Annotated in this window: 33 protein-coding genes and 4 tRNA genes; 11 read left to right on the top strand and 26 right to left on the bottom strand. The window is 64.9% G+C overall.

Features of this window, described 5'->3' with window-relative positions; genetic code table 11:
* The first annotated feature begins 62 nt into the window (after positions 1-62).
* The 7 genes from uvrC to BM172_RS04545 all read left to right on the top strand — a co-directional run bounded on the left by uvrC (position 63) and on the right by BM172_RS04545 (position 4,719).
* Entirely contained in the window at positions 63-1,889 is a 1,827-nt protein-coding gene (gene uvrC / locus BM172_RS04575) for an excinuclease ABC subunit UvrC (protein WP_026636504.1), read from the top strand.
* Between the two features lie 71 nt (positions 1,890-1,960).
* A complete protein-coding gene (gene pgsA, locus BM172_RS04570; protein ID WP_026636505.1) occupies positions 1,961-2,578 on the top strand; it encodes a CDP-diacylglycerol--glycerol-3-phosphate 3-phosphatidyltransferase in 618 nt (205 codons plus the stop codon).
* A gap of 48 nt (positions 2,579-2,626) precedes the next feature.
* Positions 2,627-2,702: transfer RNA gene (locus tag BM172_RS04565), tRNA-Gly, on the top strand.
* Between the two features lie 157 nt (positions 2,703-2,859).
* Positions 2,860-2,935: transfer RNA gene (locus BM172_RS04560), tRNA-Gly, on the top strand.
* An 82-nt stretch (positions 2,936-3,017) separates the two neighbouring features.
* Positions 3,018-3,091 (top strand) — tRNA-Cys (locus BM172_RS04555).
* 158 nt (positions 3,092-3,249) lie between these two features.
* Positions 3,250-3,336: transfer RNA gene (locus BM172_RS04550), tRNA-Leu, on the top strand.
* A gap of 174 nt (positions 3,337-3,510) precedes the next feature.
* Positions 3,511-4,719, top strand: a complete 1,209-nt coding sequence (locus BM172_RS04545; protein ID WP_026636506.1) for a tyrosine-type recombinase/integrase — start codon at positions 3,511-3,513, stop codon at positions 4,717-4,719.
* 8 nt (positions 4,720-4,727) lie between these two features.
* Here BM172_RS04545 and BM172_RS04540 read toward each other — a convergent pair whose 3' ends face one another.
* Genes BM172_RS04540 through BM172_RS04520 form a run of 5 tightly spaced genes read right to left on the bottom strand, consistent with a single transcriptional unit; the run spans position 4,728 to position 7,494 of the window.
* Positions 4,728-4,991 (bottom strand): AlpA family phage regulatory protein, encoded by a 264-nt coding sequence (locus BM172_RS04540; protein ID WP_035323831.1) that lies wholly within the window; start codon positions 4,989-4,991, stop codon positions 4,728-4,730.
* On the bottom strand, positions 4,988-5,506 hold the full coding sequence (locus tag BM172_RS04535) for a DUF1643 domain-containing protein (RefSeq protein ID WP_035323833.1): 519 nt from the start codon (positions 5,504-5,506) through the stop codon (positions 4,988-4,990). The genes BM172_RS04540 and BM172_RS04535 overlap by 4 nt, the downstream gene beginning before the upstream one ends.
* Positions 5,503-6,507, bottom strand: coding sequence for a phage Gp37/Gp68 family protein (locus tag BM172_RS04530; protein ID WP_026636508.1), 1,005 nt, complete (start codon positions 6,505-6,507; stop codon positions 5,503-5,505). The genes BM172_RS04535 and BM172_RS04530 overlap by 4 nt, the downstream gene beginning before the upstream one ends.
* Positions 6,500-6,808 (bottom strand): hypothetical protein, encoded by a 309-nt coding sequence (locus BM172_RS04525; protein ID WP_026636509.1) that lies wholly within the window; start codon positions 6,806-6,808, stop codon positions 6,500-6,502. The genes BM172_RS04530 and BM172_RS04525 overlap by 8 nt, the downstream gene beginning before the upstream one ends.
* On the bottom strand, positions 6,805-7,494 hold the full coding sequence (locus tag BM172_RS04520) for an ASCH domain-containing protein (RefSeq protein ID WP_026636510.1): 690 nt from the start codon (positions 7,492-7,494) through the stop codon (positions 6,805-6,807). Before BM172_RS04520 ends, BM172_RS04525 begins: the two co-directional genes overlap by 4 nt.
* Here BM172_RS04520 and BM172_RS04515 point away from each other — a divergent pair.
* Together BM172_RS04515 and BM172_RS04510 are read left to right on the top strand one after the other, a co-directional pair.
* A complete protein-coding gene (locus BM172_RS04515; RefSeq protein WP_026636511.1) occupies positions 7,493-7,747 on the top strand; it encodes a hypothetical protein in 255 nt (84 codons plus the stop codon). The genes BM172_RS04520 and BM172_RS04515 overlap by 2 nt on opposite strands.
* Positions 7,748-7,768: 21 nt before the next feature.
* Positions 7,769-7,972: a hypothetical protein gene (locus BM172_RS04510; RefSeq protein WP_026636512.1), complete on the top strand. Its 204-nt coding sequence runs from the start codon at positions 7,769-7,771 to the stop codon at positions 7,970-7,972.
* A gap of 5 nt (positions 7,973-7,977) precedes the next feature.
* Here BM172_RS04510 and BM172_RS04505 read toward each other — a convergent pair whose 3' ends face one another.
* From BM172_RS04505 to BM172_RS04480, 5 genes are read right to left on the bottom strand one after another with little or no spacing between them, the layout of a single operon-like run.
* Positions 7,978-8,355, bottom strand: coding sequence for a hypothetical protein (locus BM172_RS04505; RefSeq protein ID WP_026636513.1), 378 nt, complete (start codon positions 8,353-8,355; stop codon positions 7,978-7,980).
* A complete protein-coding gene (locus tag BM172_RS04500; protein ID WP_026636514.1) occupies positions 8,352-8,555 on the bottom strand; it encodes a hypothetical protein in 204 nt (67 codons plus the stop codon). Before BM172_RS04500 ends, BM172_RS04505 begins: the two co-directional genes overlap by 4 nt.
* Entirely contained in the window at positions 8,552-10,030 is a 1,479-nt protein-coding gene (locus tag BM172_RS22435) for a DHHA1 domain-containing protein (protein WP_177218782.1), read from the bottom strand. The genes BM172_RS04500 and BM172_RS22435 overlap by 4 nt, the downstream gene beginning before the upstream one ends.
* The gene (locus tag BM172_RS04485; RefSeq protein WP_026636515.1) at positions 10,023-10,271 is read right to left on the bottom strand and encodes a hypothetical protein; all 249 of its coding nucleotides are present in this window, start codon (positions 10,269-10,271) and stop codon (positions 10,023-10,025) included. Before BM172_RS04485 ends, BM172_RS22435 begins: the two co-directional genes overlap by 8 nt.
* The gene (locus BM172_RS04480; RefSeq protein WP_026636516.1) at positions 10,268-10,951 is read right to left on the bottom strand and encodes a J domain-containing protein; all 684 of its coding nucleotides are present in this window, start codon (positions 10,949-10,951) and stop codon (positions 10,268-10,270) included. Before BM172_RS04480 ends, BM172_RS04485 begins: the two co-directional genes overlap by 4 nt.
* 65 nt (positions 10,952-11,016) lie before the next feature.
* Here BM172_RS04480 and BM172_RS04475 point away from each other — a divergent pair, with 65 nt between their 5' ends.
* A complete protein-coding gene (locus BM172_RS04475; RefSeq protein WP_026636517.1) occupies positions 11,017-11,280 on the top strand; it encodes a hypothetical protein in 264 nt (87 codons plus the stop codon).
* Positions 11,281-11,330: 50 nt separating this feature from the next.
* Here BM172_RS04475 and BM172_RS04470 read toward each other — a convergent pair whose 3' ends face one another.
* The 15 genes from BM172_RS04470 to BM172_RS04410 all read right to left on the bottom strand — a co-directional run bounded on the left by BM172_RS04470 (position 11,331) and on the right by BM172_RS04410 (position 20,692).
* Entirely contained in the window at positions 11,331-13,865 is a 2,535-nt protein-coding gene (locus BM172_RS04470; protein WP_026636518.1) for a DNA methyltransferase, read from the bottom strand.
* Positions 13,862-14,083: a hypothetical protein gene (locus tag BM172_RS04465; RefSeq protein ID WP_026636519.1), complete on the bottom strand. Its 222-nt coding sequence runs from the start codon at positions 14,081-14,083 to the stop codon at positions 13,862-13,864. Before BM172_RS04465 ends, BM172_RS04470 begins: the two co-directional genes overlap by 4 nt.
* Before the next feature lie 10 nt (positions 14,084-14,093).
* A complete protein-coding gene (locus BM172_RS04460; RefSeq protein ID WP_026636520.1) occupies positions 14,094-14,870 on the bottom strand; it encodes a hypothetical protein in 777 nt (258 codons plus the stop codon).
* A gap of 692 nt (positions 14,871-15,562) precedes the next feature.
* A complete protein-coding gene (locus BM172_RS04455; RefSeq protein WP_026636521.1) occupies positions 15,563-15,748 on the bottom strand; it encodes a hypothetical protein in 186 nt (61 codons plus the stop codon).
* Between the two features lie 68 nt (positions 15,749-15,816).
* Positions 15,817-16,674 (bottom strand): prohibitin family protein, encoded by an 858-nt coding sequence (locus tag BM172_RS04450; RefSeq protein ID WP_026636522.1) that lies wholly within the window; start codon positions 16,672-16,674, stop codon positions 15,817-15,819.
* A complete protein-coding gene (locus BM172_RS04445) occupies positions 16,674-16,853 on the bottom strand; it encodes a hypothetical protein (RefSeq protein ID WP_026636523.1) in 180 nt (59 codons plus the stop codon). Before BM172_RS04445 ends, BM172_RS04450 begins: the two co-directional genes overlap by 1 nt.
* Positions 16,854-16,856: 3 nt before the next feature.
* Positions 16,857-17,774, bottom strand: a complete 918-nt coding sequence (locus BM172_RS04440) for a recombination-associated protein RdgC (RefSeq protein ID WP_026636524.1) — start codon at positions 17,772-17,774, stop codon at positions 16,857-16,859.
* A 3-nt stretch (positions 17,775-17,777) separates the two neighbouring features.
* Entirely contained in the window at positions 17,778-18,194 is a 417-nt protein-coding gene (locus BM172_RS04435; protein WP_026636525.1) for a hypothetical protein, read from the bottom strand.
* Complete coding sequence (locus tag BM172_RS22870; protein ID WP_269320415.1) at positions 18,194-18,325, bottom strand: hypothetical protein; 132 nt, start codon at positions 18,323-18,325, stop codon at positions 18,194-18,196. The genes BM172_RS04435 and BM172_RS22870 overlap by 1 nt, the downstream gene beginning before the upstream one ends.
* Complete coding sequence (locus BM172_RS04430) at positions 18,318-18,527, bottom strand: hypothetical protein (RefSeq protein ID WP_026636526.1); 210 nt, start codon at positions 18,525-18,527, stop codon at positions 18,318-18,320. The genes BM172_RS22870 and BM172_RS04430 overlap by 8 nt, the downstream gene beginning before the upstream one ends.
* The gene (locus BM172_RS04425; RefSeq protein ID WP_026636527.1) at positions 18,524-19,033 is read right to left on the bottom strand and encodes a hypothetical protein; all 510 of its coding nucleotides are present in this window, start codon (positions 19,031-19,033) and stop codon (positions 18,524-18,526) included. Before BM172_RS04425 ends, BM172_RS04430 begins: the two co-directional genes overlap by 4 nt.
* Positions 19,030-19,176 (bottom strand): hypothetical protein, encoded by a 147-nt coding sequence (locus BM172_RS22430; RefSeq protein WP_155964735.1) that lies wholly within the window; start codon positions 19,174-19,176, stop codon positions 19,030-19,032. The genes BM172_RS04425 and BM172_RS22430 overlap by 4 nt, the downstream gene beginning before the upstream one ends.
* A gap of 74 nt (positions 19,177-19,250) precedes the next feature.
* Positions 19,251-19,502 carry a hypothetical protein gene (locus BM172_RS04420; protein ID WP_026636528.1) on the bottom strand — a complete coding sequence of 84 codons (252 nt, stop codon included), beginning with the start codon at positions 19,500-19,502 and terminating at the stop codon, positions 19,251-19,253.
* A gap of 126 nt (positions 19,503-19,628) precedes the next feature.
* Positions 19,629-20,333, bottom strand: a complete 705-nt coding sequence (locus BM172_RS04415; RefSeq protein ID WP_026636529.1) for a hypothetical protein — start codon at positions 20,331-20,333, stop codon at positions 19,629-19,631.
* A complete protein-coding gene (locus BM172_RS04410) occupies positions 20,330-20,692 on the bottom strand; it encodes a hypothetical protein (RefSeq protein WP_026636530.1) in 363 nt (120 codons plus the stop codon). Before BM172_RS04410 ends, BM172_RS04415 begins: the two co-directional genes overlap by 4 nt.
* 150 nt (positions 20,693-20,842) lie before the next feature.
* On the opposite strand from BM172_RS04410, the gene BM172_RS04405 reads away from it, so the two are divergent.
* Entirely contained in the window at positions 20,843-21,301 is a 459-nt protein-coding gene (locus BM172_RS04405; protein ID WP_143096453.1) for a hypothetical protein, read from the top strand.
* On the opposite strand, the gene BM172_RS04400 is transcribed toward BM172_RS04405, so the two are convergent.
* On the bottom strand, positions 21,298-22,833 hold the full coding sequence (locus BM172_RS04400; protein ID WP_026636532.1) for an MASE1 domain-containing protein: 1,536 nt from the start codon (positions 22,831-22,833) through the stop codon (positions 21,298-21,300). The two genes, BM172_RS04405 and BM172_RS04400, sit on opposite strands and share 4 nt — an antisense overlap.
* Between the last annotated feature and the right edge of the window lie 34 nt (positions 22,834-22,867).

Raw genomic sequence — 22,867 nt, 5'->3', positions numbered from 1 at the left:
GCCATTGCAATGGCGACGCCGGCCTCCATAAGAGAGAGGCGAATCCCGTTAGAATTCCTCCTATGCAGCCCACTCCGCCGCAGGCCTTCGACGGCAAGGCCTTCGTCAGCACCCTGACCACCTCGCCCGGCGTCTATCGTTATTTCGATGCCGAGGGCGAACTGCTCTACGTCGGCAAGGCGGGCAATCTCAAGAAGCGGGTCGGCAGCTATTTCCTCAAGCCGCGGATGGAACCGCGCATCGCCTCGATGGTCTCGCAGATCGACCGCGCGGAGATCACCATCACGCGCACCGAGGGCGAGGCGCTGCTGCTGGAATCGCAGCTGATCAAGTCGCTGAAGCCGCGCTACAACATCCTGCTGCGCGACGACAAAAGCTATCCGTACATCTATCTGTCCAGTAAAGAGGACTATCCGCGGCTGGCTTTCCACCGCGGCGCCAAGAACCTGCCGGGCCGCTATTTCGGGCCGTACCCGAGCGCCTTCGCCGTGCGCGAGAGCCTCAACCTGATGCAGAAGCTGTTCAAGGTGCGGCAGTGCGAGGACAGCTATTTCCGCAACCGCTCGCGGCCATGCCTGCAGCACCAGATCGGTCGCTGCACGGCGCCTTGCGTGCAGCTGATCGCGGTGGACGACTACCGCAGCGACGTGCGCCATGCCGAGATGTTCCTGGAAGGACGCAGCAGCGCGGTGATCGACGAGCTGGTGGCGTCGATGGAGCAGGCGAGCAAGTCGCTGGAGTTCGAGCGCGCCGCGTCCATGCGCGACCAGGTCGCCGCGCTGCGCGGCCTGCAGGCGCAGCACCACGTGCACGGCGCCAGCGCCGACATGGATGTCATCGCCTGCCGCATCGAGGCGGGCATGGCCTGCGTCAGCGTGCTGTTCTTCCGCAACGGCATCAGCCTGGGCACGCGCGATTTCTTCCCGCGCCTGCCGCTGGATGCCGAGCCCGGCGACGTGATCGCCCAGTTCATCGCGCAGTACTACCTGGACCGGCCGGTGCCGCGCGAGCTGATCCTGTGCGAAACCATTCCTGACCAGGCGATCCTGGCCGAGGTGCTGACCCAGCAATCGGGCCGCACGGTGGAGTTGAAGGCCAGCGTGCGCGGCGAACGCGCGCGCTTCCTGCAGATGGCCGAGCGCAATGCGCAGGCCTCGCTCACCGCACGCCTGGCCAGCCGGCAGACGCTGGGCGCGCGCTTCGACGACCTGCAGCGGCTGCTGGAACTGGACGAATCGCCGCGGCGGCTCGAATGCTTCGACATCAGCCACACCATGGGCGAGGCGACGGTGGCCTCATGTGTGGTGTTCGGTCCGGAAGGACCGGAGAAATCGCACTACCGGCGCTTCAATATCGCCGGCATCACGCCGGGCGACGACTACGCGGCGATGCACCAGGCGCTGACGCGGCGTTTCCGCAAAGTAGCGGAAGGCGTGGGCGCCAGCCCCGACATCCTGCTGATCGACGGTGGCAGCGGGCAGGTGGCGCAGGCGCTGGACGTGCTGAAGGAGCTGGGCGTCACTGGCATCCGCGTGGTCGGCGTGGCCAAGGGGCCTGGCCGGCGCGCGGGCGAGGAGACACTGATCCTGGCCGACAGCGGCCGCGAGCTGCATCCGGGTCCCGCCTCGCCGGCGCTGCACCTGGTCGCCGCGGTGCGCGACGAGGCGCACCGCTTCGCCATCAGCGGCCATCGCAAGCGGCGCGAGAAAGCGCGCGAACGCAGCGTGCTGGAGGACGTGCCGGGCATCGGCGCACGCCGGCGCACCGCGCTGTTGAAAGCCTTCGGCGGCCTCGGCGGGGTCGAGGCCGCCGGCGTGGAAGAGCTGACCAAGATCAAGGGTATCGACCGTGGCCTGGCGGAGCGCATCTATGCGGCGCTGCACGGCTGAACCGACGTGGCTGCCACGGCAGCGCGCTAGACGGCGCATGCGACACTGCGCCCATGAGAGCTGAGCAACCTATGCGCATCAATCTGCCGACCTGGCTCACCTTGTTCCGCGTGGCGCTGCTGCCGGTGATGGTGGTGGTGTTCTACTGGCAGTTCCCGGGCCACAACATCACCGCCGCGGTGGTGTTCCTGCTGGCGGCCTTGACCGACTGGCTGGACGGCTACCTGGCGCGCCGGATGAACCTGACCTCGGCCTTCGGCGCGTTCCTGGATCCGGTGGCCGACAAGCTGATGGTGGCGGTGACGCTGTTCCTGCTGGTGGAATCGCATCGCGGCGGCTGGGCAGGCATCCTGATGGCGGTCACCGCGGCGGTGATCGTCGGGCGCGAGATCAGCGTGTCGGCGCTGCGCGAATGGATGGCTGAAATCGGCATGCGCGCCGCGGTGAAGGTGGCCTTCATCGGCAAGCTCAAGACCGTGATGCAGATGATCGCGCTGGTGGTGCTGATCGTGCAGCACGAGAAGAGTGCGGAGGCGCTGCGCCTGTATCACATCGGCGAAGCCCTGCTGGTGGTGGCCGGTGTGCTGACCATCTGGTCAGGCTTGTACTACCTGCGTGCCGCGTGGCCGATGCTGCGCGGCGAACCGCCTCGCCGCGAGCCGGTAAACGCCCCCAACGACCCCGTATGACAGAGGCTTGACGACCGCGCTTTAGCCATTACAATGCGCGACTCCGATGCGGGAATAGCTCAGTTGGTAGAGCACGACCTTGCCAAGGTCGGGGTCGCGAGTTCGAGTCTCGTTTCCCGCTCCAGGTTTCGATGAAAGCCCCGGTAAACCCGGGGCTTTTGCGTTTTCGGGCCAGGCTCAAAGCCGGGACGGGCGCTCGGTGAAAACGGTAACGGCGCGTAAAAAAGGCGGGCCGGCCTCTTCACAAATCCCGATCTTCTGCTATGATTTCCGACTCCGATGCGGGAATAGCTCAGTTGGTAGAGCACGACCTTGCCAAGGTCGGGGTCGCGAGTTCGAGTCTCGTTTCCCGCTCCAGTTTTTCAGCAAAACCTCGGATCGCCGGGGTTTTGTTTTTTAAGGCGAAGCGTGATCTTTCCGGTTACGATTCGCCGGCAATGGCCAGGTGGCAGAGTGGTCATGCAGCGGCCTGCAAAGCCGTTTACGCCGGTTCGATTCCGACCCTGGCCTCCATTGCAGATGAGTCAATGAGCCCGCCTTGTGCGGGCTTTTTGTTGTGCGCGCGATCGAGCTGGTAGCTGCTGGCTCATGCGGCGCGACGCGCGGGGCGGACCATTCGCGCATGCTAGGATGCGCCGCGATGTCGCGTGCAGCGCGAGATCTCCCGCAATGCCCGGATGGCGAAACTGGTAGACGCAAGGGACTTAAAATCCCTCAGCCGAAAGGCTATGCGGGTTCGATTCCCGCTCCGGGCACCATCCGACCGTCCTCACGCCTCTTTCTCAGTCTACCTAAGCCCTCGGAACCCGCATAACAGCGCCATTTGTGCGTCTCCATGCGTATCCGCTTGACTCCGAGCAGCGACGTAAGCGAGTGAGTAAATCAGTGAGTACAGTCCGGCCCCGAGCGAGTCGACTCGGAGCCTTACTCACATGCTTACGGACACCCTGGTGCGCGCGCTGAAGCCGCGGCACAAGGTCTACAGGAAGGCGGACGCCGGCGGCCTCTGCATCGAAGTGCGCCCGACCGGCGCGAAGAAGTGGCGCTTTCGGTACCGCTTCGCGGGACGCGCCAATATGCTCGATCTTGGCGACTACCCGCGCGTGTCCCTGCAGGACGCCAGGCGGGAGCGCGACCGCCAGAAGCACCTTCTCGCGCGCGGGGAAGACCCCAGCCAGGCTAGGCGCAAAGAGCAGCTTCTGGTGAACGTCGCCAAGGACGACACGTTCGAGGCGATCGCCAACGAGTGGTTGGGGCAGCAGGACTTCGAGCCGTCGACCGCCAGCAAGGCGCGCATGCTGTTCGACCAGCACATCTTCCCCTGGATCGGCCGCCGGCCCGTGCGCGGCATCTCCCCGACCGAGTGCCTGGCCCTGATCAGGCGCGCCGAGCATGCCGGCAAGTACGACATCGCCAAGCGGATCCGGCAGCGAATCGGCCAGGTGTGCCGATACGCCATCACCACGGGCCGGGCGAACGTGAACCCCGCCGAGAGCCTCAAGGGGGCGATGAAGATCGTGAAGGCGGTCCACCACGCCGCCTTGACCGACCGGAAGGAGGTGGGGGCTCTCTTGCGCGCTATTCAGGCCTACCAGGGCCATTTCGTCACCAGGATGGCCATGCAGGTGGCGCCTTACGTGTTCGTCCGCCCGGGCGAGCTCAGGCATATGGAATGGACCGAGCTGGACCTGGATGGCGCGGAGTGGCGGCTTCCGGCGGGCAAGATGAAGATGCGCGTGCCGCACATCGTGCCGCTGGCCAGGCAGGTCGTTGCCCTGCTGAAAGAGATCCAATCGCTGACCGGGCGCGGCCGCTACGTGTTCCCCTCGATGAGGTCGGGAAGCCGCCCGATGTCCGATAACACCATCAATGCGTCGCTGCGGCGCATGGGCTACACCAAGGACGAAGCGACCGCCCATGGCTTCCGCAGCACGGCCAGCACCATCCTGAACGAGATGGGCTGGAACGGCGACTGGATCGAGCGGCAGCTGGCGCACTGCGAGAAGGACGGTGTCCGCGGCAGCTACAACTATGCCCAGTACCTGCCCGGCCGGCGGGAGATGATGCAGGCCTGGGCAGACCTGCTGGACAGCCTGAGGGACGGCGGGAAGGTGGTGAATCTGAAGGGCCGGCGCGCCTGAGGCGCCGGCTACGCCCCTAGGGGCTGGCCACGCTCAAGAGCGCCCGTACGCGCCGGCCCGCGCTCCTTCTTTTCGCCCGGCTCCAGCTTTACCCGGCCATCGAGCACGGCCTGCATCCACTCGTCGATTTCCGACTCGAGCCAGACCGACGTCGTGCCCAGCTTGGCCTGGGCAGGGAAGGCGTTGCGCGCGATCCGCTTGTAGATCGCGGCACGGCTCAGGCTGGTCTTCTTTTGGACCTCGGGTAGCTTGATGAATCGCTTGTCGCTCATGCGCGTGATTCCTTGGGCGTCGCCGGCCAAGGCAAAGGCCTGGCGGCGCCGCTGACATAGAGGGGATGCTTGGGGCTGCCGTTGCGGTTGGCACCAAGGCAGTGCAGGGGCTTGCCCGACGCATGCAGGATCTCGACCACCCGCGCGGTGCGCTCCGGCGTGGCGAACAGGTCGCCCCAGCCCACGACGATCAGGTCGACCGACCTGGCCAGCTCAGCCAACCACCGGTCGTTATCCGGGCCGACGGGATCATCCATCCCGTCGAGGTCGCCTGGGTTCGGCGAGCGGCCGCCGGCGTAGCGGTTACCCACCCAGAACCCGCCGAATTCCCAGGTGATGGAGAAGTTGCGCATCCGGGTCTTCGTGTTGTCGGCCTTGAGGTGGTCCGCCGTGCTGGGGTTGTGGCACACCCAGCCGACGATAGGGCCCGGCGCCCAGCGCTCGCGGATCAGGTACCGCCATTGGCCGCAGGGCGAGATGACCGAGTCGTTCTGCAGGGAGAAGAGGTCGCTCATGCCTTGCCAGCCTCCAGCGGGAATCCATTGTGTTCGCGGCCGTCCAGCATGCGCCCAGCGGCCTTTTTTCCGAATCGCTGCAGCGGGCGATCCAGTGAGTAGGGGCTGGCCAGGGTCGCCCCATCGGTTCGACCGCGGTCATAGGTCGCCCATTCGCCCCATAGCTTGAACAGGAATGGCACGCCGGCCGCGGCACACTGGTCCCGCAGGGAGCGGTACCAGTCGGGGTGGGCAGGGCGCGCCTGGGGGCCGCTCTCGCCACCCGCGATTACCCAGTCGATTTGGCGCAATGCCTCATATACGTTCACGGCGCCGCGGCGCTCGAGATAGGCGCGATACGACTCGCCGGATGCCTGGTGAGCGTACGGAGTCCATCGGAAGTTGATCGGTCCGAGCATCGGCTCGATAGACAGGAACCGCACCATGGCGGGGACGCGCAGCAGCTTGGGAATGTCGCGGTCGGCCTCGGCCTGGTTCGCCACGGTGGCGCCGAGCCAGACGTTCGGCAGCGGGTTGCGCAGAGCGTTCGAACCCATACCAGACCAGCCGCCGGCTTCGTCGATCATGCGTTCGGCGTTGCCGATCCGCTTCGTCAGCAGTAGCCAGTCAAGGTGCGGCGTCGCACGGATCAGGTCGAACAGCTCGATGCGCCAAGATGCCGGCACCTCGTTGTCGAACACGTCGGCAAGGCTGGCGCAGAACACGCGCCGGCGCGCCGGTCGAAGTGGGCAGGTAGGATGCGCGGCGAATTGATCCCATCCCCCCCGATGCCCGCACCGGCATTCGAAGTAGTTGTCGGCCTTGTTCCAGCGGAGCGGCAGCTTCCAGTTGGCTGCCGAGGTGCGGCGCCGAGGCTGGCCAGCGCCCCATACGATCCCCTGCGCGCGTGCCGGCGTGCTGACCGAGGCGTAGCAGTGGTCGCACGCCGGCGAAACCTTCGTGCAGCCGATCCACGGGTTGAAGGTGGCATCTGCCCATTCGATCTTGGTGCCATCAGCCATGGTGCGCCTCCGGTGGCGCGAGCATCGCGGCATCGATTGCGGCGCGCGGCGTCGCGCCAACTCCGATCACGCGCTCAGAAGGGGTCGCCATGTAATAGGTCACAGCCTCGAAGTAGATCTCTTCGCCACCGGCGTCCTCGCAGGCGCGAACTGTGTTCGCTTCCGCTTCCAGCCAGTCGAGCCGCACGGTGTCGGCGTGCAGGCGCATGATGTGGGCACGCATGATGCGTAGCGCTTCGCCAGCGCGGTGGGGTAGTGGGCAGTCCTGGCTGGCCAGGGCCATGGCTTCGTCAAGCGTCATGCGGAGCGCGCCTCTTGGTAAATCCGGCGGAACTCCACCACCCACACCAATGGATTGGCGTTCCAGCCGCCGGCGCCGTTGATCTGCTCCCACAACAGTCGAAAGCCTGCGATGTGCTCCGCGCCCTTCGTTGCCATATAGCCCGTGGGCGCGACTCCCTCAGCTCGCGCGTCGGCCTCGCTGATGTCCTGCAGGCTCTCCACGCGTACGCCAGTCACTTCCAGGGTAATGCGGCTGGCCCAGCGTGGCATGTGGATGGATGGAACGAAGTTGCCGCGCTTGGCGGCCATGGGCATGCACCAGCCGGGCGACAGAGATTCGATGTGGCTCTCGGGGAAGTAGCGAACGGCGCTGTCCGCCTGGTACTCGACATTGACGTCGGCGCAGTCGCATTCGCCCATGAAGTGGCTGTGGGCAATGCTGGGGCGATGGGTTTCTTTGCCCCACAGGCGATCGCCAGGTCCGCCGAAGGGGCAGGCCGCAAGCAGACGTTCGTGGCTGATCTCATGCCACCGAGCATGGCGGTCGTGGAAGGCCCAGTCATAGCCGCGGGTGTCGCTGGGCTGGAACTCCGATATCTGGCCGAAGCCGAGCAGGCGATTGATGCCGCGGCGGGTGAGCGTCTTGCGGCCGTCGAGGGTCGGGAGGACCATGGGCCCACTGAACAGGATGGGGGATTCAAGCATGGCCAATCCAGTTGTGATTTTTGGGCATTACCAGGCCGGATACACCTGGGGCATCATCGAGAACCACGTGAGTTGGTCCGCGGTGGTGCATAAGGGCGGGGCGCTCGTTGGAACCAGCAACGGACGCCTTTACGACCGGCAGGGTCCGGAGCACATCACCGAAGAAGGCGTCCGTGCGGCTGTCCTCGACACCATCAAGAAGCTCGCGGACGATGACGAAGATGATTTGATCACCGAGTTTCGGAACGACTGACATCAGCCGGGAGGTTTCAGCATGGCTGGTGTGCTCGTGCCGCACGGTCACTATGGTGGCGCGGTACCCGACTGGATGATGGTTGGCGGTATTCTGATCTTTGTGCTGGTCTGGATCAGCAATATCCGCGACGCATGGATTGAAGCGAACGCGACGGCGCGATTTCGAGCCGTGATCGCCAGAGTCCAAGTGCTGGCCACGATGGCGTGGCGCCGGCTGTTCTGAGTACCTCATATGACCTCCTTAGCGGCGATCGGCTCGAGGTCGATGTGATAGACGATCACGGGAAAAGCGCCGCGGTCTCGGGCGGACATGAATTGCTTACCCATGCTGCAGATGCGGCCGGTGGCGTCGACGCAGAGAACCTGCGAAGAAGGAACGCCGGAGCGCATGAACCAGGACTGCGCCTTGTTCACCCACTGCTGGAAGGAATCGAAGCGAAAAAGCTCGCGGCCGAGCGTCACGGTGACGTGCCGCAACGCGGCGTTAGCGGCCGATCCAACCCCCGAGGAATCCTCGGCAGTTGCCAAAGAGGGCGAGTCAACCGTCAAGTAATCCTTGACAGGCGCTTTAATTGAGCCCGGAACCTTGCCGCCGTGCGTGCTCATGCCTTGTACCCCTGCAGATCCTCATAGCTTCGGATCATCTGGACGACGTCACCGGCGACCATCGCGTCTTGCGCGGTTTTGATCGACTCGCGCATCATGGTGGCGGCGAAGATCCCGGTGGGGATCGCGTCGTAGAGCGGGAGAAGTTCTTGCACGCGCTCGATCTCGCGCGGCAGCGCCTCGGCAAGTGATTCGCTCATGGCACTCCGACCTTGTCGCTGGCATCGCCGGGCAGTGGGGTATCGAAGTGCAGCGCGTTCTTGGCCTGCTGCTTGCGCTGGATTTTCCTCATGACCTCGGGCTGCGAGATCCGCGCCAGCTCGGTTTCGCCGGCGGCGTGCATGTTTAGGCCGGCGATCCAGCAGAAACCCGCAAGCGTCACCATCACGCCGCCGACTTCCTGCGCGGGGTCGCCGATGGGGCGACCGAAGACGTAATCGACCAGCGTAGCGACGCGCGAGCGGTCGTAGCCATGCGCCTGCAGCAGCTCAAGCACCTCTTCTAGCAGGCGGTCGCCGCGTTCGGTCATGTCGCTGTACAGCGACGGGATAAAGCACTGGCGCATCCATTCGGATACGCGCCACTGGAACGAGTGCTGCCCGGCGAGCGTCGGGGCGGCTGCGACCATGGCGCGATAGGCTGGCGCCATGGTGGCGATGGCTGCGGCGCATGCATCGAGGGATGCGCCTTCGGCCGGCGCCATCATGCTGTGCAGGACAATCAACGCAGCCTTACGCGCCAGCTCCATGTCTTTCGCTGATGGAACGGGCCATGCTGCGGCAGCCGCCGCGCCGATGATCTCCGGCATAGGTTCGAGCGGTACGACCTTCCATCCAGGTGGTGCGTCCTGCGACATGCCGGTGACGAGGTAATGATCGCGGGTAACCTTGAAGCCGGCCGCGTGCTCATGGCCGCCGCCGCCGTACTGGCTGGCAATCGCGGCCACGTCCATGCCCGCCTTCGAGCTGCGCAGGCTGAACCTCCGGCCGTCCGGCTCGTCGATGTAGACCGCGGCGAACGGCTCGCCTTGGGAGAGCGCTTCGCCGGCGTCGCTGGCGTACTGATAGGGCAGATTGATGGCTGGGACGTCGTGCCCGCCGATGGTCATGCGCTGGGCGTTGGGAAGCAGCTCCGCCAGATCCTTCCGGTGCTTTCGAAGGATCGCCTCGCCATCCTTTGCCAGCATATGCACAGGATCCTGCATCAGCCGATCCCAGAGCATGAAGTCGTAGGGGTGGCTCATCAGTGCCGCCATTAGGGTCTTCGTCAGTGGCATTTCGAACTGCCAGAGATCTTGATCCTGGATGTGCACCAGGAGCGGCGGCGCGCACTGGTCGGGGAAGAAGTGCTTCCAGGCCAGCATGCAGCCGGACTGCTCCATCGAGAACACAGTCAGCACGTTCGCAGGAAGGTCGATCAGCTGCTCCGCCGCGGACTTGTGGTGATCGATGATCACGACCCGGTGGGCCTTTGCGGCCATGGCGAGCAGGACGTCGCGCGGATAGCTGAAGTCCACGATGTAGACGGTGCGGCCAGCGACGTACGGCGCCGGCGCGCCGTAGCGCGCGGGGATGCACTCGGCATCGGGGTTCGCCTGGCGCACGACCCATGCCGCGCCGAAGCCGTCCAGGCAGTTGCCGTGGTAGATGCAGAGGGGTGGAAGGTGGTTACTCATCGGAAGCGTCCTGTTTGTCGGCCTTCTTCAGCCAGCGCTGCCTGCGGGTTTCGGCATGGCCCTGGGCGGCGGAGATGTCGCGCTGAGCGCGTGTGAGGGCGGCGGTGACCTGGGGCTGGCACCGGCCGTCGACGGCATGGTTGATGGCGGTGTCGATCAGGCGGGCGACCTGGGTGAGCGTGTCGCGCGCCCGCGCGCAGCTGGTGGCCCGGGCTCGAAGGGTGTCGGGGGAGTTCTTCACGATTCCACCTCGTGCTCGCGGCAGGCCTCGCTGAAGGCTTGGTTGACTGCCTGGAACTCGGCGGCGGTGCCGCCGCGGTCGGGATGAGCGGCGGAGCGGGCGCGCAGATGCGCGTCGCGGATCTCGGACATCCGCGCGTCGCGGGCGCAGCCGAGCACCTCGCTCCAGTGGATGCGCTGGCCAGCAGCCGGCCCAGGAAGGGCAGCGAAGCCCTCGAAGGCCCGGTTGAGTACCTCGGCGCCGCCGTGGCGCTCGATCGCGCGCATGGCTTCCAGGGTGGCGGCGACGGCGGCGAGGTTGTCGGCCACCCGATCGTATCTGTCGACCGCCATACATTTGGGTGGCACGGAGAGGTCGAAGCGATCGGTCCAGTAAACCGCCACGCCCGGATCATCCGGCTCGCGCTGGCCACTGCGCGGCAGGCCATCGAGGCGGAGCGCGAGGTTGGTGCTGATGACCAGGTCGTCGTCCGCAATTCCCATACGAACCAGCTCGGCACGGACGCGCCCGGTCGCTTCGGCGATCGTCACCTGGGCCTTGCCGCGGTAGCTGTTGGTGCTGCCATCGCCCATGCGGTATTGCGTGACGGTCTGGCGATTGAACCGGGCGCGGCTGCGATCCGCCGCCGGCGTACGCTTCCAGCCCACCGGCCAGGACAAGGGATAGGCCGGGATGGTCATGCGTGCACCCCGCGCAATTCCGGTGCTAGGCTGCCAGCCGAGCTGTACCACAGAGGGGTAATCACATGGCAGTGAAGAAAGCGGCCAAGGCCGCAAAGGCAGCTTCGAAGAAGGCCGGGACCAAGAAGGCAACAGCCAAGAGGGCGGTGAAGCCGCGTCGGCAGACCGTGCTGCATGACGACGGATCCATCCAGAATGCCGTCAACGTGATTGAGCGGGTTTTCAAACTTCCGAAGGGAAGCGTCCGGCTCATCTATCCCAGCGGAGTGAAGGCGCACATCGACAGCACCGTGGGCAATCTGAGGAAGCGTTGGGCGAAGCACGGCTGACCTGCAATCAGCTTTCGGATCCGGACAGCAGCAGGCGGCATCCAAGGTGTTCATGCCGCCTGCTCCTGGTCGGGAAGGGTGTCGAAGAGGGACGGCATCGCGAGCTCGCGCTCGGCCGCCTGCAGGTGCTTCACGCCGTCCATGAAGTAAGGCGTGCTGAGCTCCACGGCGCGGCCGCGGCGGCCAAGCTTCAGGGCACGGAACGGCACGGTGAACAGTCCGCCGAAGGGGTCGAAGACCAGGTCGCCCTTGTTGCTGAAGCGATTGATGAGGCGGTCGACGATGTCGAACTGCAGCGGGCAGATGTGGTTTTCCAGGCCCTTGCGCGTCTGCTCACCGTTGAGCGTCAGCATGCGGATGACGTCGTGCCACACGTCGGGGTGGTGGCTGCCGGGCGCCAGGGACATGAACGTCGCCGGCAGCGCGCCGCGCGCTTCCAGCTCCTCGCCGATGCGCACATGGGCCTCATAGTCGTAGGTGGCCGCCAGGCTGTACTGGGTGAACACCTTCGACAGCTGGTCCGGCGGCAGGCTGGCCAGCTCCTCCGGCGTCAGAAGGCGGTTGCCGCTGGAGCGCCAGAAGGCGTGTGCGTCGACCTGCCAGCGGGCGCGCGTGTATTCCTGCTTCGACTTGCGCACCCGTTCGTCGGCATAGCCGCGCGAGCGGTCCGTCTGAGGCTTGTGCAGGATCAGGATGTATTCCGGCGAGCCGGCGCCCATCTTGGTGGCGTCCTTGCACTGCTCCGACCAGCTGAGCCGATAGGTCTGGTTGTTCTCGCGCACGACGTCGGTGACGACGGTGATCAGGCCCAGGTAGTCGAAGCCGTGCCCTTTGATGCCCAGGTCGGGCATCCCGGCGTAGTGGGCGATGGCTTCGGCATGGAAGGGGCTGACAGTGGGCACGCCGGCGCCGGTGACCGCGCCGAACTGGATGCGATCCTTGACGTGGATGCAGGCGATGCGGCCGGGCTTGAGCGCGCGCAGCAGCTGCGGCGTCAGAAAGTCCATCTGCGCCCAGAAATGCTTATTGTCGTCGGTATGCCCCAAGTCGTTGTAGCTGGGGCTGTACTCGTAATGGTTGGCGAAGGGGATCGACGTGACGATCAGGTCGAGGCTGTTGTCCTCGATCAACCGCATCTCGTAGACGCTATCGTTATTGGAGACCTGCCATCCCTCGCCCGAAGCCTCGATCCGCTCCACGCCGATTGAGCGCTGCAGGATGTTGGCCATTGCCTGGTGACTCAGGCCGTACTCCCGAATGATGTCGCTCATCTTGTTGACCATCTCGACGTGACGCGCCCACTTCGCCTGCAAGGTCGCCAGCACCTCGCGCTCGCTTTCGGCATAGACGATCCAGACCTCGACGGGGCGCGTTTGCAGGAAGCGCTGGATGCGGTGGATGGACTGGATGAAGTCGTTGAACTTGAAGCCGATGCCGGCATAGACGGCCAGGTGGCAATGGCGCTGGAAGTTGCAGCCGCTGCCGGCGATCACCGGTTTGGCCGACAGGATCCGGATGTCGCCTTCGCTGAAGTCGATGACGGCCTGCTCGCGCTCGTCCAGGTCCTGGTCGCCGTAGATGCTGACCGCATCCGGGATGGCTTCCTGCAGCGCGTGGCGCTCGGCCTCCAGGTCGTGCCAGAGCAGCCAATGCTCGTCGGGCCGGCTGGCCAGGATCTGCTGGACCGCGGCGACGCGCGCGGGGAGGGTGTCGCGCTTCTCGCGCGCGGCGTTGCGCACGCCGAGGGCGGCATCCCGGAACAGGTTGCCCTGGCCGTCGCGGTCGGCGTCGGCGCTGGCGTGGTCGACCGGCACCTCCACGTAGTGCACCGTGATTTCCGGCAGCTGATAGCCGTCGTCGCTGAAACCGAGGTCGCTGGGCTTCTGCAGGAAGAGGGCCCAGCTGGCTACCCACAGCCAGAACTCTTTCTCCTTGTGCGGGTAGAGGGTGAGATTGTTGGCCTTGGTGCTGTCGCGCTTGAACCAGCGCGTGAGTGCCTGGCCAGTGTCCATGACGCCCAGGAAGCCGGCGTAGTGGATCAGTTCCTTGTAGCGGTTCGGGCTCGGCGTAGCCGTGGCGACGAAGCGGTACTTCACCTGGTCGAACAGCATCAGGAAGGTCTGGTAGGTCTTCGACCCGAAGCTGCGCAGCACGGACGCCTCGTCCAGGCTGGCGGCGGTGAAGAGGTTCGGATCGAGCTTGCTGTCTCGGACGCTCTCATAGTTGGTGAGGTAGATGCCGTCGAATGCCGGTTCAACCTCGGCGCTGGTGCGGACGAACCGCGTCTCCACGCCCAGCATGGCGGCGTCGCGCTTGAACTCCTGGCGCACGCCCAGCGGCACGACGATCAGCGCGGCGCCGCCGGCGTGCTGGCGCGCCAGGCGCAGGATCTCGATCTGCTGCGCGCTCTTGCCCAGACCGAAGGCCTCGAACAGCGCGCGGCGCCCGCCCTCGCATGCCCAGCGCACACCAGCACGCTGGTGCGGCAGCAGCAGAGGATGGATCTCGCTGTCCGCTACGGGAAATCCCGTCGCGGGAGCCATCTTGACCTTGCGCTCGAGGAATTGGCGGTAGGCGTCGGTCACTTGGACGTGTCTCGCTGGAAGCCGGAGCAGTTGTGCTGCTCCATGGGGAAGTGATTGCCGCGGCCGATATCGCAGTCGCCGATGCCGGCGGCGGGATTGCGGGGGTTGGGGATGAAGTGCGTGCAGTGACCGCAGCATCGGATCAGCGCGGCGCGCGGCGGCAGGTCCTGTGGCCAGGACTGCCATTCCTTCGGGAGGGCGCCGCCGCGCTGCTGCATGGCCTACGCCTCAATCTCGGCCCGGATAGCTGACGTCGTACTCGTCGCAATCGATGATCAAGTCCGCAACGCCGAAGTAGAGGGCAGCGAGCAGACGTTCCCAGCGATTGCGAATCGAGAAGTCACGGCCGACGGGCTGGCCTTCGAGGCGTGCGTGATAGACGCGACCGAAGGGGTGGCTGTCGTCCGTTTCACCTAGCAAGTGCACGGACACTCGGTTCTTGAACTGATGATCCTCGCGCCGGCTTTGCGTCAGGCGCGAAAGCGATCGCCCGCTCAAATAGTCTTCTTCCGGTTCTTCGTCGAACGCGATATGGATGAAGCGAGCCGAGACGATTCCCTCGTCCTCTTTGATGCGAACGTGCGGACGATCCCAGCCTTTCTCCGCTGCGTCTTCGGCGTGGGACTCGACGAATGCCTCAAGCAGTTCGCTCAGGCGAACCTGGGCGGGAATGGCATCCTCGCGCAGCACTTCGTCCAGCGCCGCATTGGCGCGGCGCAGAAAGTCATCGCCGATCGTGGAGGCCTGCCAGCGCTCGCGGAGGGAATTGATGATGAGGCTGTTGTAGCGCGTCAGCTCGAACATGTCGGACACGTTCGACGGCATGGCAGCCTTCACGGATGCCTTCACCGCGGTGCCGAAATCACCCCACGATTTGAACGATTCGTCGATCAGCTCCTTGAAGAGCTTTTCGACGGCCTTGTCGATGATCTCGGTGGGCTTGTCGCCGGTCGCGAAGGTATCAATGCGGTCGGCAAGCAGCTGCTGGATCGTGTTCCCTTGCATCTGAAATCCCTTGCCGGCTTCAGGCCGGCGTGTTGTGTCTGGTGGTGCCCGGCGCCCTACAACTCGGCGGCGCCGGGTCCTGTCTTCCGCCCACCAGTAGCCGAATAGGCGGGCCGTCTTGGCGCGGGAGCGGGGCGAACAGGCGACCGGCTAAAGCTCGTGCGGATTGCGCCTGTCCACGCATCCGCCGGTATGTCTTGCCCCTTGCGCTCCCTGTTGAATCGCGTTCATTGGCAGTGGCCGGTGCTGCACTCGACTTCACCCGGCTTGGACTCATGTCGATTTCAGAGGCTCGTGGGTCCGTGACGCTCTCGAAGCGCATCAGCCTGCGCATTCACTGCCGTACAGATCAGGACACTTGGGCTGGGCCGTTACGCCCGTTCGTTTGCCCAGTGCAAGGTAGGGACCCTCCGAGTGTTCACCGGCTCGGTTACCGGAAACTCCCAAGTGACCTGATCTGTACCCCTTGTGCCGCGCAGGAAGGGGTCACCTGGTGATGGCCTGGCGATGCTTTGCCGCAGCGGTACGCTCTCGCTCGTGCCGGGCCTTCCCGGCGCTTCAACACACGCTGTGAGTGACACATCAAGGGAGCTCAGCGCCGGGGTATTGCGAACCAGGAGAGACCTTCGGCGCTGCCATCCATCACTGCCGGTGTTACTGCCGCCACCGCCGGCTGGGCGGCCCTTACTGCCTCAGCTGGTGATGTGCAGGGCGGACTCGCCCCACCAGGATTCGATGGCGCGGCCGTCGGCGGCCTTGTAGCGGACGGAGTAGCTCGGCTCGGCGTTGGTGAACTCAGCGCGGCCGATCACCACGCCGGTTTCTCCGCTGGCGGTGATCGTCACATTGGTGCCGAGGGTGAATCGCAGATGGTCCATGTATTGCTCCTTCATTGCGGTTGAGGGAAAACAGGGCGTATTGCGGGTACGTGAGGACAGTTGCCCTACTACTTGCTGTCGCGCGCCGGAATCTGGATGAAGGGCGTGGCACCTCCGAGCTGGTACACGGGGAGTGCCCCGTTCCATTTCTCGATCGCGTTCAGTTCGGCCACGGCGGGGTTGTTGCGGAGCGCGGCGCCGCGTAGCTCGATGGCTTTCGCTTCGGCTTCGGCGAGCGCGAGCTGCGACTTGGCCTTGCCTTGGGCGACAGCGACTTCTTTCTCAGCTTCGGCCTGGGCCTGCGCCACCTCGTTCTTGCGCTGCTCCGCCATTTGAGTCGCCTGGATCTTGGCGTTGATGGCGTTGGTTACGTTCTGTGGCAGCCGCAGGTCGCCGATCCAGTACACCTTCTCGACTTCAATGCCGATGGCAGAGACCTGGCCTTTGACGTCGCGTTCGACGGCCTCGATCAAGTCGGCCTTACCGCGGCCGTACACGGATTCGATACCGATGGTGCTGGCCTGCTTGACCAGGGAATCACGGACCATGTTGCGCAGGTAGGTGTCGGTGATCTCGTCCACGCCCTTGCGGTAGGTCTGGAAGAGCTTCGTCACCTTGTCCGGCGCGATGTGGTACGTGATGCCGACGTCGGCATTCACGGACAGGCCTTCGACGGTGCCGAACGTTAGGGATTCGTCGCGATTCTCGGCGCGCTGCCATGTATACGTCTGGGTGAAGGTAGGAAACTTGTAGAGCTCTTCGTTCCAGCCGATCCAGTAGCGGCCCGGCTGCAGCTCCTGCATCTGTACGCCCTTGTCCGAGCCGTACAGGTTGAACTTCACGCCGACGTTGCCGGCGGGCACCTTCGAGCAAGCGGCGAGCAGCACCACCAGCGCAAGGGCGAGGAAGCGATACATGCGTTTCATCAGGCGGGATCCTTCGATGTGGGCTTGAACAGCCAACGGTGGGTGAGCCACAGCAGCACGACGGCCTGCATCAGGCCGATCAGCACGGCGGCTGTGGACGGAGCGGAGATGAGCCAGGGCCCGGAAAAGCCCAGGAACACGACCCAGAGGAGGAGAAGGGCGAAGTGGCGGATGCGCATGGCTCAGGCATCCGCCGGGCGGGGAAGGGAGAACCATTCCTCGAACTTGCCCAGCAGCCGCTCCAGTTCGAGCGTGAGCAGGGCGAACTGCGCGTCCATCTCGGCCGCGGCGTCCTGGTGGCTGTCGGGAAGCTCGTCGATCACGACGTCTAGGAATTTCAGCTTGCGGACCACGAGGTCCTCGCCGAGCACGAAGGACATGCGGTCATCGAAGACCAGACCGAGCTTGAACACCTGCATGCCAGCGCGAAGATGTTCCTTGACCTCTTCGCCGTCGAGGTCAGAGCGGCGCCCGCGCCAGATAGCGCCGGTGGAAGTGGCCGGGTCGCGCAGCTCGCACTCGTCGCCCAGGGCCAGGCCACCGGGCAGGTTGCCGGTGGCCAGCCAGTCGGTCATCAGCACGCGCGGGCCTTCCTCAGGCGCCAACGGCACGGCCGGGAAGCTGCCCAGCGCGGAACGAACCAGGTTGAGGACCGTCTCGGCCGCTTTCAGGCTGCCCGTGTCCAGCACGACCCATCCGTTCTTGGTGTCGACGTAGCCATTCAGGCGGGAGCTGCGCACAAAGGCGCGCGGCAGCAGTTCGGTCAGTAGGTCTCCCTTGATGCGCTTGCGCTCGCGGCTGCCGACCTTGCGGCCTTCGTCCTCGGTGATCTTCTGCACCTTGCGATACAGCGCGTCGTTGACCACTGCCGCCGGCAGCATCCTGTCTTCGCCGCCGGCGGTGAACATGGTGCAGGCGGAAACCGAGTGGGTGAGCGCCGCGTCATCGCCGCGGCCAATCGGCGGGACGAAGCCGCGTGTGCCCATCTCCAGGGGACCGCAAGGGGGCAGCCGGTTGTCAGCCAGAGCTTCATCCAGGCGAACGAGGTCCGCGGCGACGGCGGGCGAGAAACGGAACAGGGTGAGGGCGCGGAAGAACATGGGTTACGCCTCGTGGGTATCGGTTGGTTCTGTGGCGGCGGCCACGCTGTTGGCGACGGTATCCAGGCAGCCGGTCACGACTACCTGTCCGTCTGTGCGCACCGTGAATGGCGGCGCGTGTTCGGCATCGGGGCTGCTCAACCGGAAGCTGTCGGCAGAGAAGAGGGGGCCGGGAACCGTAATTACGCGCGGGCCCCAGTCCTTGCGCTCGCGCCGAAACAGGCGACGGATTCGGGTGAAGATGCGCCGGCGATGAAGCTCTTCGAGCGCCGCACGAGCCCGGCCGCCGTGGTCGCGCACAATAGGCGATGCCTCGTAGCGCACCGGCGAGCCCTTCGGGTGTACGCCGCGGCGCTTGTACGATTCGGCGCATGCGTAGAACTGCAGCGCATCCACGAACTTCTTGCTGACGAAGGGCATCAGGTATGCCCTCCGAGCGCGACGATGACAATCCAGCCGAAGACGATGGCCAGGTCCATCAGCAGCGCGGTCTTGGCCAGCGCCACCCAGTCGGCGCGCGTGGCGGGCTGCAAGGCGTGCAGGTCACGCATCGGCAGGCTCCAGGGAGAAGACGCCGGCCCCGGTGAGAACGGGGGCTTGTTCCGGGATCGTCGAGAGAGAGGGCGACGCCGGGGCCGGCAAAACGGAAAGGGGGAGGCGGGCCTTGCGGACCACCAGCATTCGCTGCAGCGCGGCCAGCTGGAAGTCAGCGGCGCGGCGTTCGATGGGCGACAGGTCGGCATAGGCGCTCATGCATCGCTCCGGCGCACGGCGGCGTCGAACTGGCTGCCGGTGATTTCGCTGCCAGCGTGGGACAGGTCCAGTTCGGTCGCCAGGTACACGCCATCCTCGGCGCAGTGGTACCCGACGCCGCCGAACGGGAGGTCGCCCCAACTGTTCAGGCCGCAGGCCGCATAGACCGGTCGGAGGTCGGCGACAGCGGTCGGCTTCAGAGCTTCGAATCGGGCGCGCAGTTCGACCTGCGAAGCCAGGGCTGCGCCGCGCCTGCCGCTCGTGACGCGCGGCCTCTGCACGCCGGTCAGCGGGTCAGGGACCGTCCACTGCTGCGGTTCCATGGGCGGGGTGAAGCGCAGGCCCAGGAAGCTGTTTCCGTGCAGCGTGGTCGAGTAGAGCGGCGAGCCGCCGAAGGCATCGGCGATCGCCTTGCCCTGCTGCTTGAGCAGGGCGCGCTGCGCGAGGAAGGTGCGGCTGGCGACAACGGCCGCCGGCGAGGTGAAGGCGAAATACCGGCGGGTCACTGTGCACCCCGCACGGCCAGATAGGCCTGGACCACCTTGCACACGGCGAGGCAAATCACGCCGACCGCGATCACCGCCAGAGCGAGGTTGAAGACGCCCTCGCTGATTGATTGCGGCTCGCCGTCCTCGCCGGGCACCGGCACAACGTGGGCGTCCTGCGCGGCGCGCTGGCGCCGCTTGATGAACAGCAGGTTCTCGGCGTGGGTGTGACCCGCGCTTACTTCAGGTCGCGCAGGTCCCCGACAGCCACGTCGTACCCCATCGCAGCCAGGCACGCCGGGATCGCGATCTTGTCCAGATACGCCCGGCGCTGCGCCGGCGTGATGTTCCGCGGGACGTTCGCCATATACGCGCACTGCACCTTCGCGCGATCCGGCACGGCCGAGTAGTTCGACGCGGAGGTACGCGGGGAGGCCGTTGCGCACCCGATGAGAGAAATGCAGATAAGCGAAAGCAGCATGGTTTTCATGGTGTTCCCCTGAGAGTGGTGCTCCTGGCGCAGCCGAGACGGGCGTTCCCTCGGTCGCCGGCGCAAGGTACAGGTGGGAGGGCACCGCCCGATTGGATGCCCTGATGTGCGTAAGAAAACGGGCGCTCACAGCGCACCTCCCGCAAGGCGCGCAAGGGCCTCGCGGCGGCGCCTCGCGACTTCGGTCACGCGCGCGCTCGCCGCGGTCCGCTCCTCGCTGGGGCGGGCGTCGTCGGCCCGCACATACTTGGAAAGGACTTCTTTCCAGTCTTCCCAGGCCGCGTCGTAGTCCTGGTCAGCCTTGACCAGCGCCGTGACATCGCCGGCGCGCAGCACTGCCGCGGCGACGAACTGGGCGTCGTAGGCGATACCGTTGATGGTGAGGTAGGCCATCGCGCCGGGCAGGCTGCGATCGCGGTCGCCGGCGGCGACCAGATGGCGGCCACCCTGCCGTGCCGCGGACTGGCGATGATGCTGGGCGAGCTCCGCGCGATGGGATTGCGCCTGCTCGTCCGGTGCGTCGTCGCGCCCTGTAAAGGACAGCCCGTCCCGAAGCGTGAGGCAGGCGTCGCGTAGCGCTGACATCTGCGCATCGCTGATGGTGCACACCTGCGCCCCGCCGACCAAGGCGGAGGTGAAGGTCAGCTGGAAGACCAGGTCGACCAACCGGCCGGTACGTTCCAGCACGACCGCTGCGCGCCGGAGCGTGTCCTGCAGGTCTTCGATGCCTTCCTGGCTTTCGTCGCCCTGGAAGCCGCCGATGAACAGGTCGGCGTCGTGGAGGGCCAGGGCGATCGGCCGCATCGGAGGAGGGAGCGTGGCAATGATCACCGCGGCACCTCCTGCCCTGCGGGAAGCTCGGGCTGGGGGATGTCGAGGTGGAAGAAGTCGGCGAAGCGGATCAGCTCATTCCAGGCCAGATCCACGCTGGCGTAACCGATCCAAGGGGAGCGGTAGTCGTCGATGCGGACGCGGTGGCGAGGCGCGCAGAAGAAAGCGAGCTTCGGCCCGTTGGGCCAGCGGCCCAGACAGAGCGACGCGCCCACCATCTCGTCGGCATCCGCTTCAACTTGAACGTGCATGGTGACGCCGCCGGCCAGCTCGAAGACGGCCTCGTTCGCGCCGAACCGCGGGCAGGGTGCCGCCTGGCTGGCGGGCTGTCCCTGGCACTTGCTGGTGCTGCTCTCCATGGCACACTCCTCAGGCTGTTTAGCGCTTGAGGACCGAGTAAACACTGTGTTTAGTCGGAAGTCAACAAAATGATTAGTTACGTTTACTCGGCTGGCGTGCCGACAAGCACTTTAGCCGCCTCGGCAGCTTGGAAGGGAGGGGATATGTATATGAAATACAAGCGAATTGCTGCAGTCGTTGCCGCTGTTTACTTCGTCGCCGGCTTGTTTACGATCGAGGCCGCAGATGCCCCCAGCCTGGGCTCAAACTGGCCGAACAGCGCCGACGTGAGCCGTAGCGCGTACCACCACGTGTATCGATGGCAGCGTCAAGGGGTGACGTATATCCAGGTCAACTCGGCGAGCGGCCAGCCAGAGTTGGCATTCGCCTACACGGCGACTGGAAGCCTTTTGCTTCCGGTGGGTGATCCGGACAAGGTCCATATCGATCTGTCATCGACAACTGCGCCGCTCGGAGGCCAGTCGATCTTCGACGACGGCATGGTCAGCGTTGTCCAGGGAGCGACGGGGTTCAATGTCATTGCCTCACCGACCAATTCATCGCAGCTTCGCGCGATGGATGAGTCCACGTGCAACGGTGACCCGATCGAGTGCAGTCGCGTTAACTAAGAGTCGCGTAGCAGGATCGCGAGGGTAGGGCGCTGCCGTTTCGTGCGGTTGTGATAGATGCCGTGATAAGTGGCGGCGATGCCCTTGATCTCAGGCGTGCCAAAATAGGGGGCCGGCAGCTTTGGCGCCGGCCCTTTTCCTGTTGTCGCACGCACAACAATTGCAAAGGATGCCTTGCGTTCCTTTCCCGCGACAATTCGCACTCGGATTTTCCGAGCCGCATATCTCGTCGCCAAGCGCACCGTGAAGTCGTAGACGAGCCTATAGACCAGCGTATTCATGTCTGCTGGGATCGCGCGCACGTTGCCTGAGACGCGAACGGCATAGCTGATTCCGGCCTCCTCCATTGCGCTTGCGATGGGTCCGATCGCAAGTGCGATGGGCAGGCCATGGGTATCCAGCGTTTGAACTTGCAGAAGCTCGACCGCTTGGCGGATATCGCGCCTCACCCCGCCCAACGCCAGCCACCGGTGGTTGGCCCGCACCGTGGCGGTCTGCCCGCTTCCAGTGGAGATGAGCTCTAGGTCATCTTCTTGCTGAAAGATCGCATAGGCCGACTCAAGAATGCTGGCGCTTTGGCGGGCCCTTATCTCGCCCCACGCCAGGTTCTGACGAGCGAGTTCCAGATGCTTCCGACTTTCGCGCGCTAGGGCAGAAGCGCGGAGCTGAAATTCGGTGATCATCGATCCGCCGATGAGCATTGCTGACCCAAAGATGGCCATAAAACATTGCATCTCCATCAGCGGCGCCCTAAGGACGTTCCGCATAGTGGCCTGTAGTGCTAGGTTGCACATGAGTAGCGCGCAGGTAGCTCCGAGCCAGCCATGGCGAATACCCATGACAAGCAAAGGGATAAAGATCAGAGCTCGAGTCGCCACAATGGCTTCTTCGCTTGTCGAAGAGCGATTAATCGCGACTAGGACCACCATGAAGAATGCGCAGTGGGCCAAGATCCATACGAAGCCAAATGTCGATTGCGTACGGCGGTCATTCTCAAAAGCGGCCGGTAGCTGTTGGCGAACGAGCCAGTAAATCGCCACCAGGCCAATAAGCAGGATTCCGAGAAAGTCCCCCAGGGTGAATGCTCCATACAACCCTGCCCACGACAAGGGCATTTTGAACTTAGGCATGAGCGTGAGGCTGTAGGTCGCCGCTGTAGCCGAAAGCAAGGACGCAAAGACACCGCCGACCAAGAAGCCCGCGATCGTTCGAGCTAGGTTTCTTACGTCGCCTGCCCAGTTGAGCCATTTCAGCAGTGCGGCCGGGGCAGCACTTGATATGACGGGGCCGACGAGCTGAACGACAAACCACGGTATTCCGAACTGCTCAACCATGTGCCCACGGTATTGGGCAGAAGCTATGAAGTCGCCGGCGACGATTGCCGGCCAATAGCGATAGGGAAGGAAAAGGAGCGCGACAAAACGTAGCCCGGCCGGGAGCAGCCAGGTCGAAACAGAAATCTCTCGCAGAAGAGCGTAAACAACAGCGTAGCCAACTAGCAGCAGCAATCCCTTAAAGCCGACCTTGCGCATGGCCTATCCGTTCAATGCGCGGCTGCAGTTGGGG

Source organism: Dyella marensis, assembly GCF_900112865.1.
Lineage (GTDB): Bacteria > Pseudomonadota > Gammaproteobacteria > Xanthomonadales > Rhodanobacteraceae > Dyella_D > Dyella_D marensis_A.
The sequence above is the reverse complement of the archived record's forward strand: the minus strand, read 5'-3'. Positions and strand labels throughout refer to the sequence as shown.

What these genes read in the sequence shown, in the direction of transcription:
- BM172_RS04525 (WP_026636509.1), bottom strand. Translation starts at nt 6,808, where the DNA reads ATGACGCTTGACGAAGCCATGGCCCTGGCCAGCCAGGACTGCCCACTA.
- BM172_RS04430 (WP_026636526.1), bottom strand. Translation starts at nt 18,527, where the DNA reads ATGAGCGCCTATGCCGACCTGTCGCCCATCGAACGCCGCGCCGCTGAC.
- BM172_RS04435 (WP_026636525.1), bottom strand. Translation starts at nt 18,194, where the DNA reads ATGCCCTTCGTCAGCAAGAAGTTCGTGGATGCGCTGCAGTTCTACGCA.
- BM172_RS04515 (WP_026636511.1), top strand. Translation starts at nt 7,493, where the DNA reads ATGGCCAATCCAGTTGTGATTTTTGGGCATTACCAGGCCGGATACACC.
- BM172_RS04535 (WP_035323833.1), bottom strand. Translation starts at nt 5,506, where the DNA reads ATGAGCGACCTCTTCTCCCTGCAGAACGACTCGGTCATCTCGCCCTGC.
- uvrC (WP_026636504.1), top strand. Translation starts at nt 63, where the DNA reads ATGCAGCCCACTCCGCCGCAGGCCTTCGACGGCAAGGCCTTCGTCAGC.
- BM172_RS04410 (WP_026636530.1), bottom strand. Translation starts at nt 20,692, where the DNA reads ATGGAGAGCAGCACCAGCAAGTGCCAGGGACAGCCCGCCAGCCAGGCG.
- BM172_RS04510 (WP_026636512.1), top strand. Translation starts at nt 7,769, where the DNA reads ATGGCTGGTGTGCTCGTGCCGCACGGTCACTATGGTGGCGCGGTACCC.
- BM172_RS04450 (WP_026636522.1), bottom strand. Translation starts at nt 16,674, where the DNA reads ATGAAACGCATGTATCGCTTCCTCGCCCTTGCGCTGGTGGTGCTGCTC.
- BM172_RS04405 (WP_143096453.1), top strand. Translation starts at nt 20,843, where the DNA reads ATGAAATACAAGCGAATTGCTGCAGTCGTTGCCGCTGTTTACTTCGTC.
- BM172_RS04545 (WP_026636506.1), top strand. Translation starts at nt 3,511, where the DNA reads ATGCTTACGGACACCCTGGTGCGCGCGCTGAAGCCGCGGCACAAGGTC.
- BM172_RS04460 (WP_026636520.1), bottom strand. Translation starts at nt 14,870, where the DNA reads ATGCAAGGGAACACGATCCAGCAGCTGCTTGCCGACCGCATTGATACC.
- BM172_RS04505 (WP_026636513.1), bottom strand. Translation starts at nt 8,355, where the DNA reads ATGAGCACGCACGGCGGCAAGGTTCCGGGCTCAATTAAAGCGCCTGTC.
- BM172_RS04540 (WP_035323831.1), bottom strand. Translation starts at nt 4,991, where the DNA reads ATGAGCGACAAGCGATTCATCAAGCTACCCGAGGTCCAAAAGAAGACC.
- BM172_RS04420 (WP_026636528.1), bottom strand. Translation starts at nt 19,502, where the DNA reads ATGAAAACCATGCTGCTTTCGCTTATCTGCATTTCTCTCATCGGGTGC.
- BM172_RS04400 (WP_026636532.1), bottom strand. Translation starts at nt 22,833, where the DNA reads ATGCGCAAGGTCGGCTTTAAGGGATTGCTGCTGCTAGTTGGCTACGCT.
- BM172_RS04465 (WP_026636519.1), bottom strand. Translation starts at nt 14,083, where the DNA reads ATGCAGCAGCGCGGCGGCGCCCTCCCGAAGGAATGGCAGTCCTGGCCA.
- BM172_RS04500 (WP_026636514.1), bottom strand. Translation starts at nt 8,555, where the DNA reads ATGAGCGAATCACTTGCCGAGGCGCTGCCGCGCGAGATCGAGCGCGTG.
- BM172_RS04455 (WP_026636521.1), bottom strand. Translation starts at nt 15,748, where the DNA reads ATGGACCATCTGCGATTCACCCTCGGCACCAATGTGACGATCACCGCC.
- BM172_RS04480 (WP_026636516.1), bottom strand. Translation starts at nt 10,951, where the DNA reads ATGACCATCCCGGCCTATCCCTTGTCCTGGCCGGTGGGCTGGAAGCGT.
- BM172_RS04440 (WP_026636524.1), bottom strand. Translation starts at nt 17,774, where the DNA reads ATGTTCTTCCGCGCCCTCACCCTGTTCCGTTTCTCGCCCGCCGTCGCC.
- BM172_RS22870 (WP_269320415.1), bottom strand. Translation starts at nt 18,325, where the DNA reads ATGCGTGACCTGCACGCCTTGCAGCCCGCCACGCGCGCCGACTGGGTG.
- BM172_RS04475 (WP_026636517.1), top strand. Translation starts at nt 11,017, where the DNA reads ATGGCAGTGAAGAAAGCGGCCAAGGCCGCAAAGGCAGCTTCGAAGAAG.
- BM172_RS04520 (WP_026636510.1), bottom strand. Translation starts at nt 7,494, where the DNA reads ATGCTTGAATCCCCCATCCTGTTCAGTGGGCCCATGGTCCTCCCGACC.
- BM172_RS04445 (WP_026636523.1), bottom strand. Translation starts at nt 16,853, where the DNA reads ATGCGCATCCGCCACTTCGCCCTTCTCCTCCTCTGGGTCGTGTTCCTG.
- pgsA (WP_026636505.1), top strand. Translation starts at nt 1,961, where the DNA reads ATGCGCATCAATCTGCCGACCTGGCTCACCTTGTTCCGCGTGGCGCTG.
- BM172_RS22435 (WP_177218782.1), bottom strand. Translation starts at nt 10,030, where the DNA reads ATGAGTAACCACCTTCCACCCCTCTGCATCTACCACGGCAACTGCCTG.
- BM172_RS04530 (WP_026636508.1), bottom strand. Translation starts at nt 6,507, where the DNA reads ATGGCTGATGGCACCAAGATCGAATGGGCAGATGCCACCTTCAACCCG.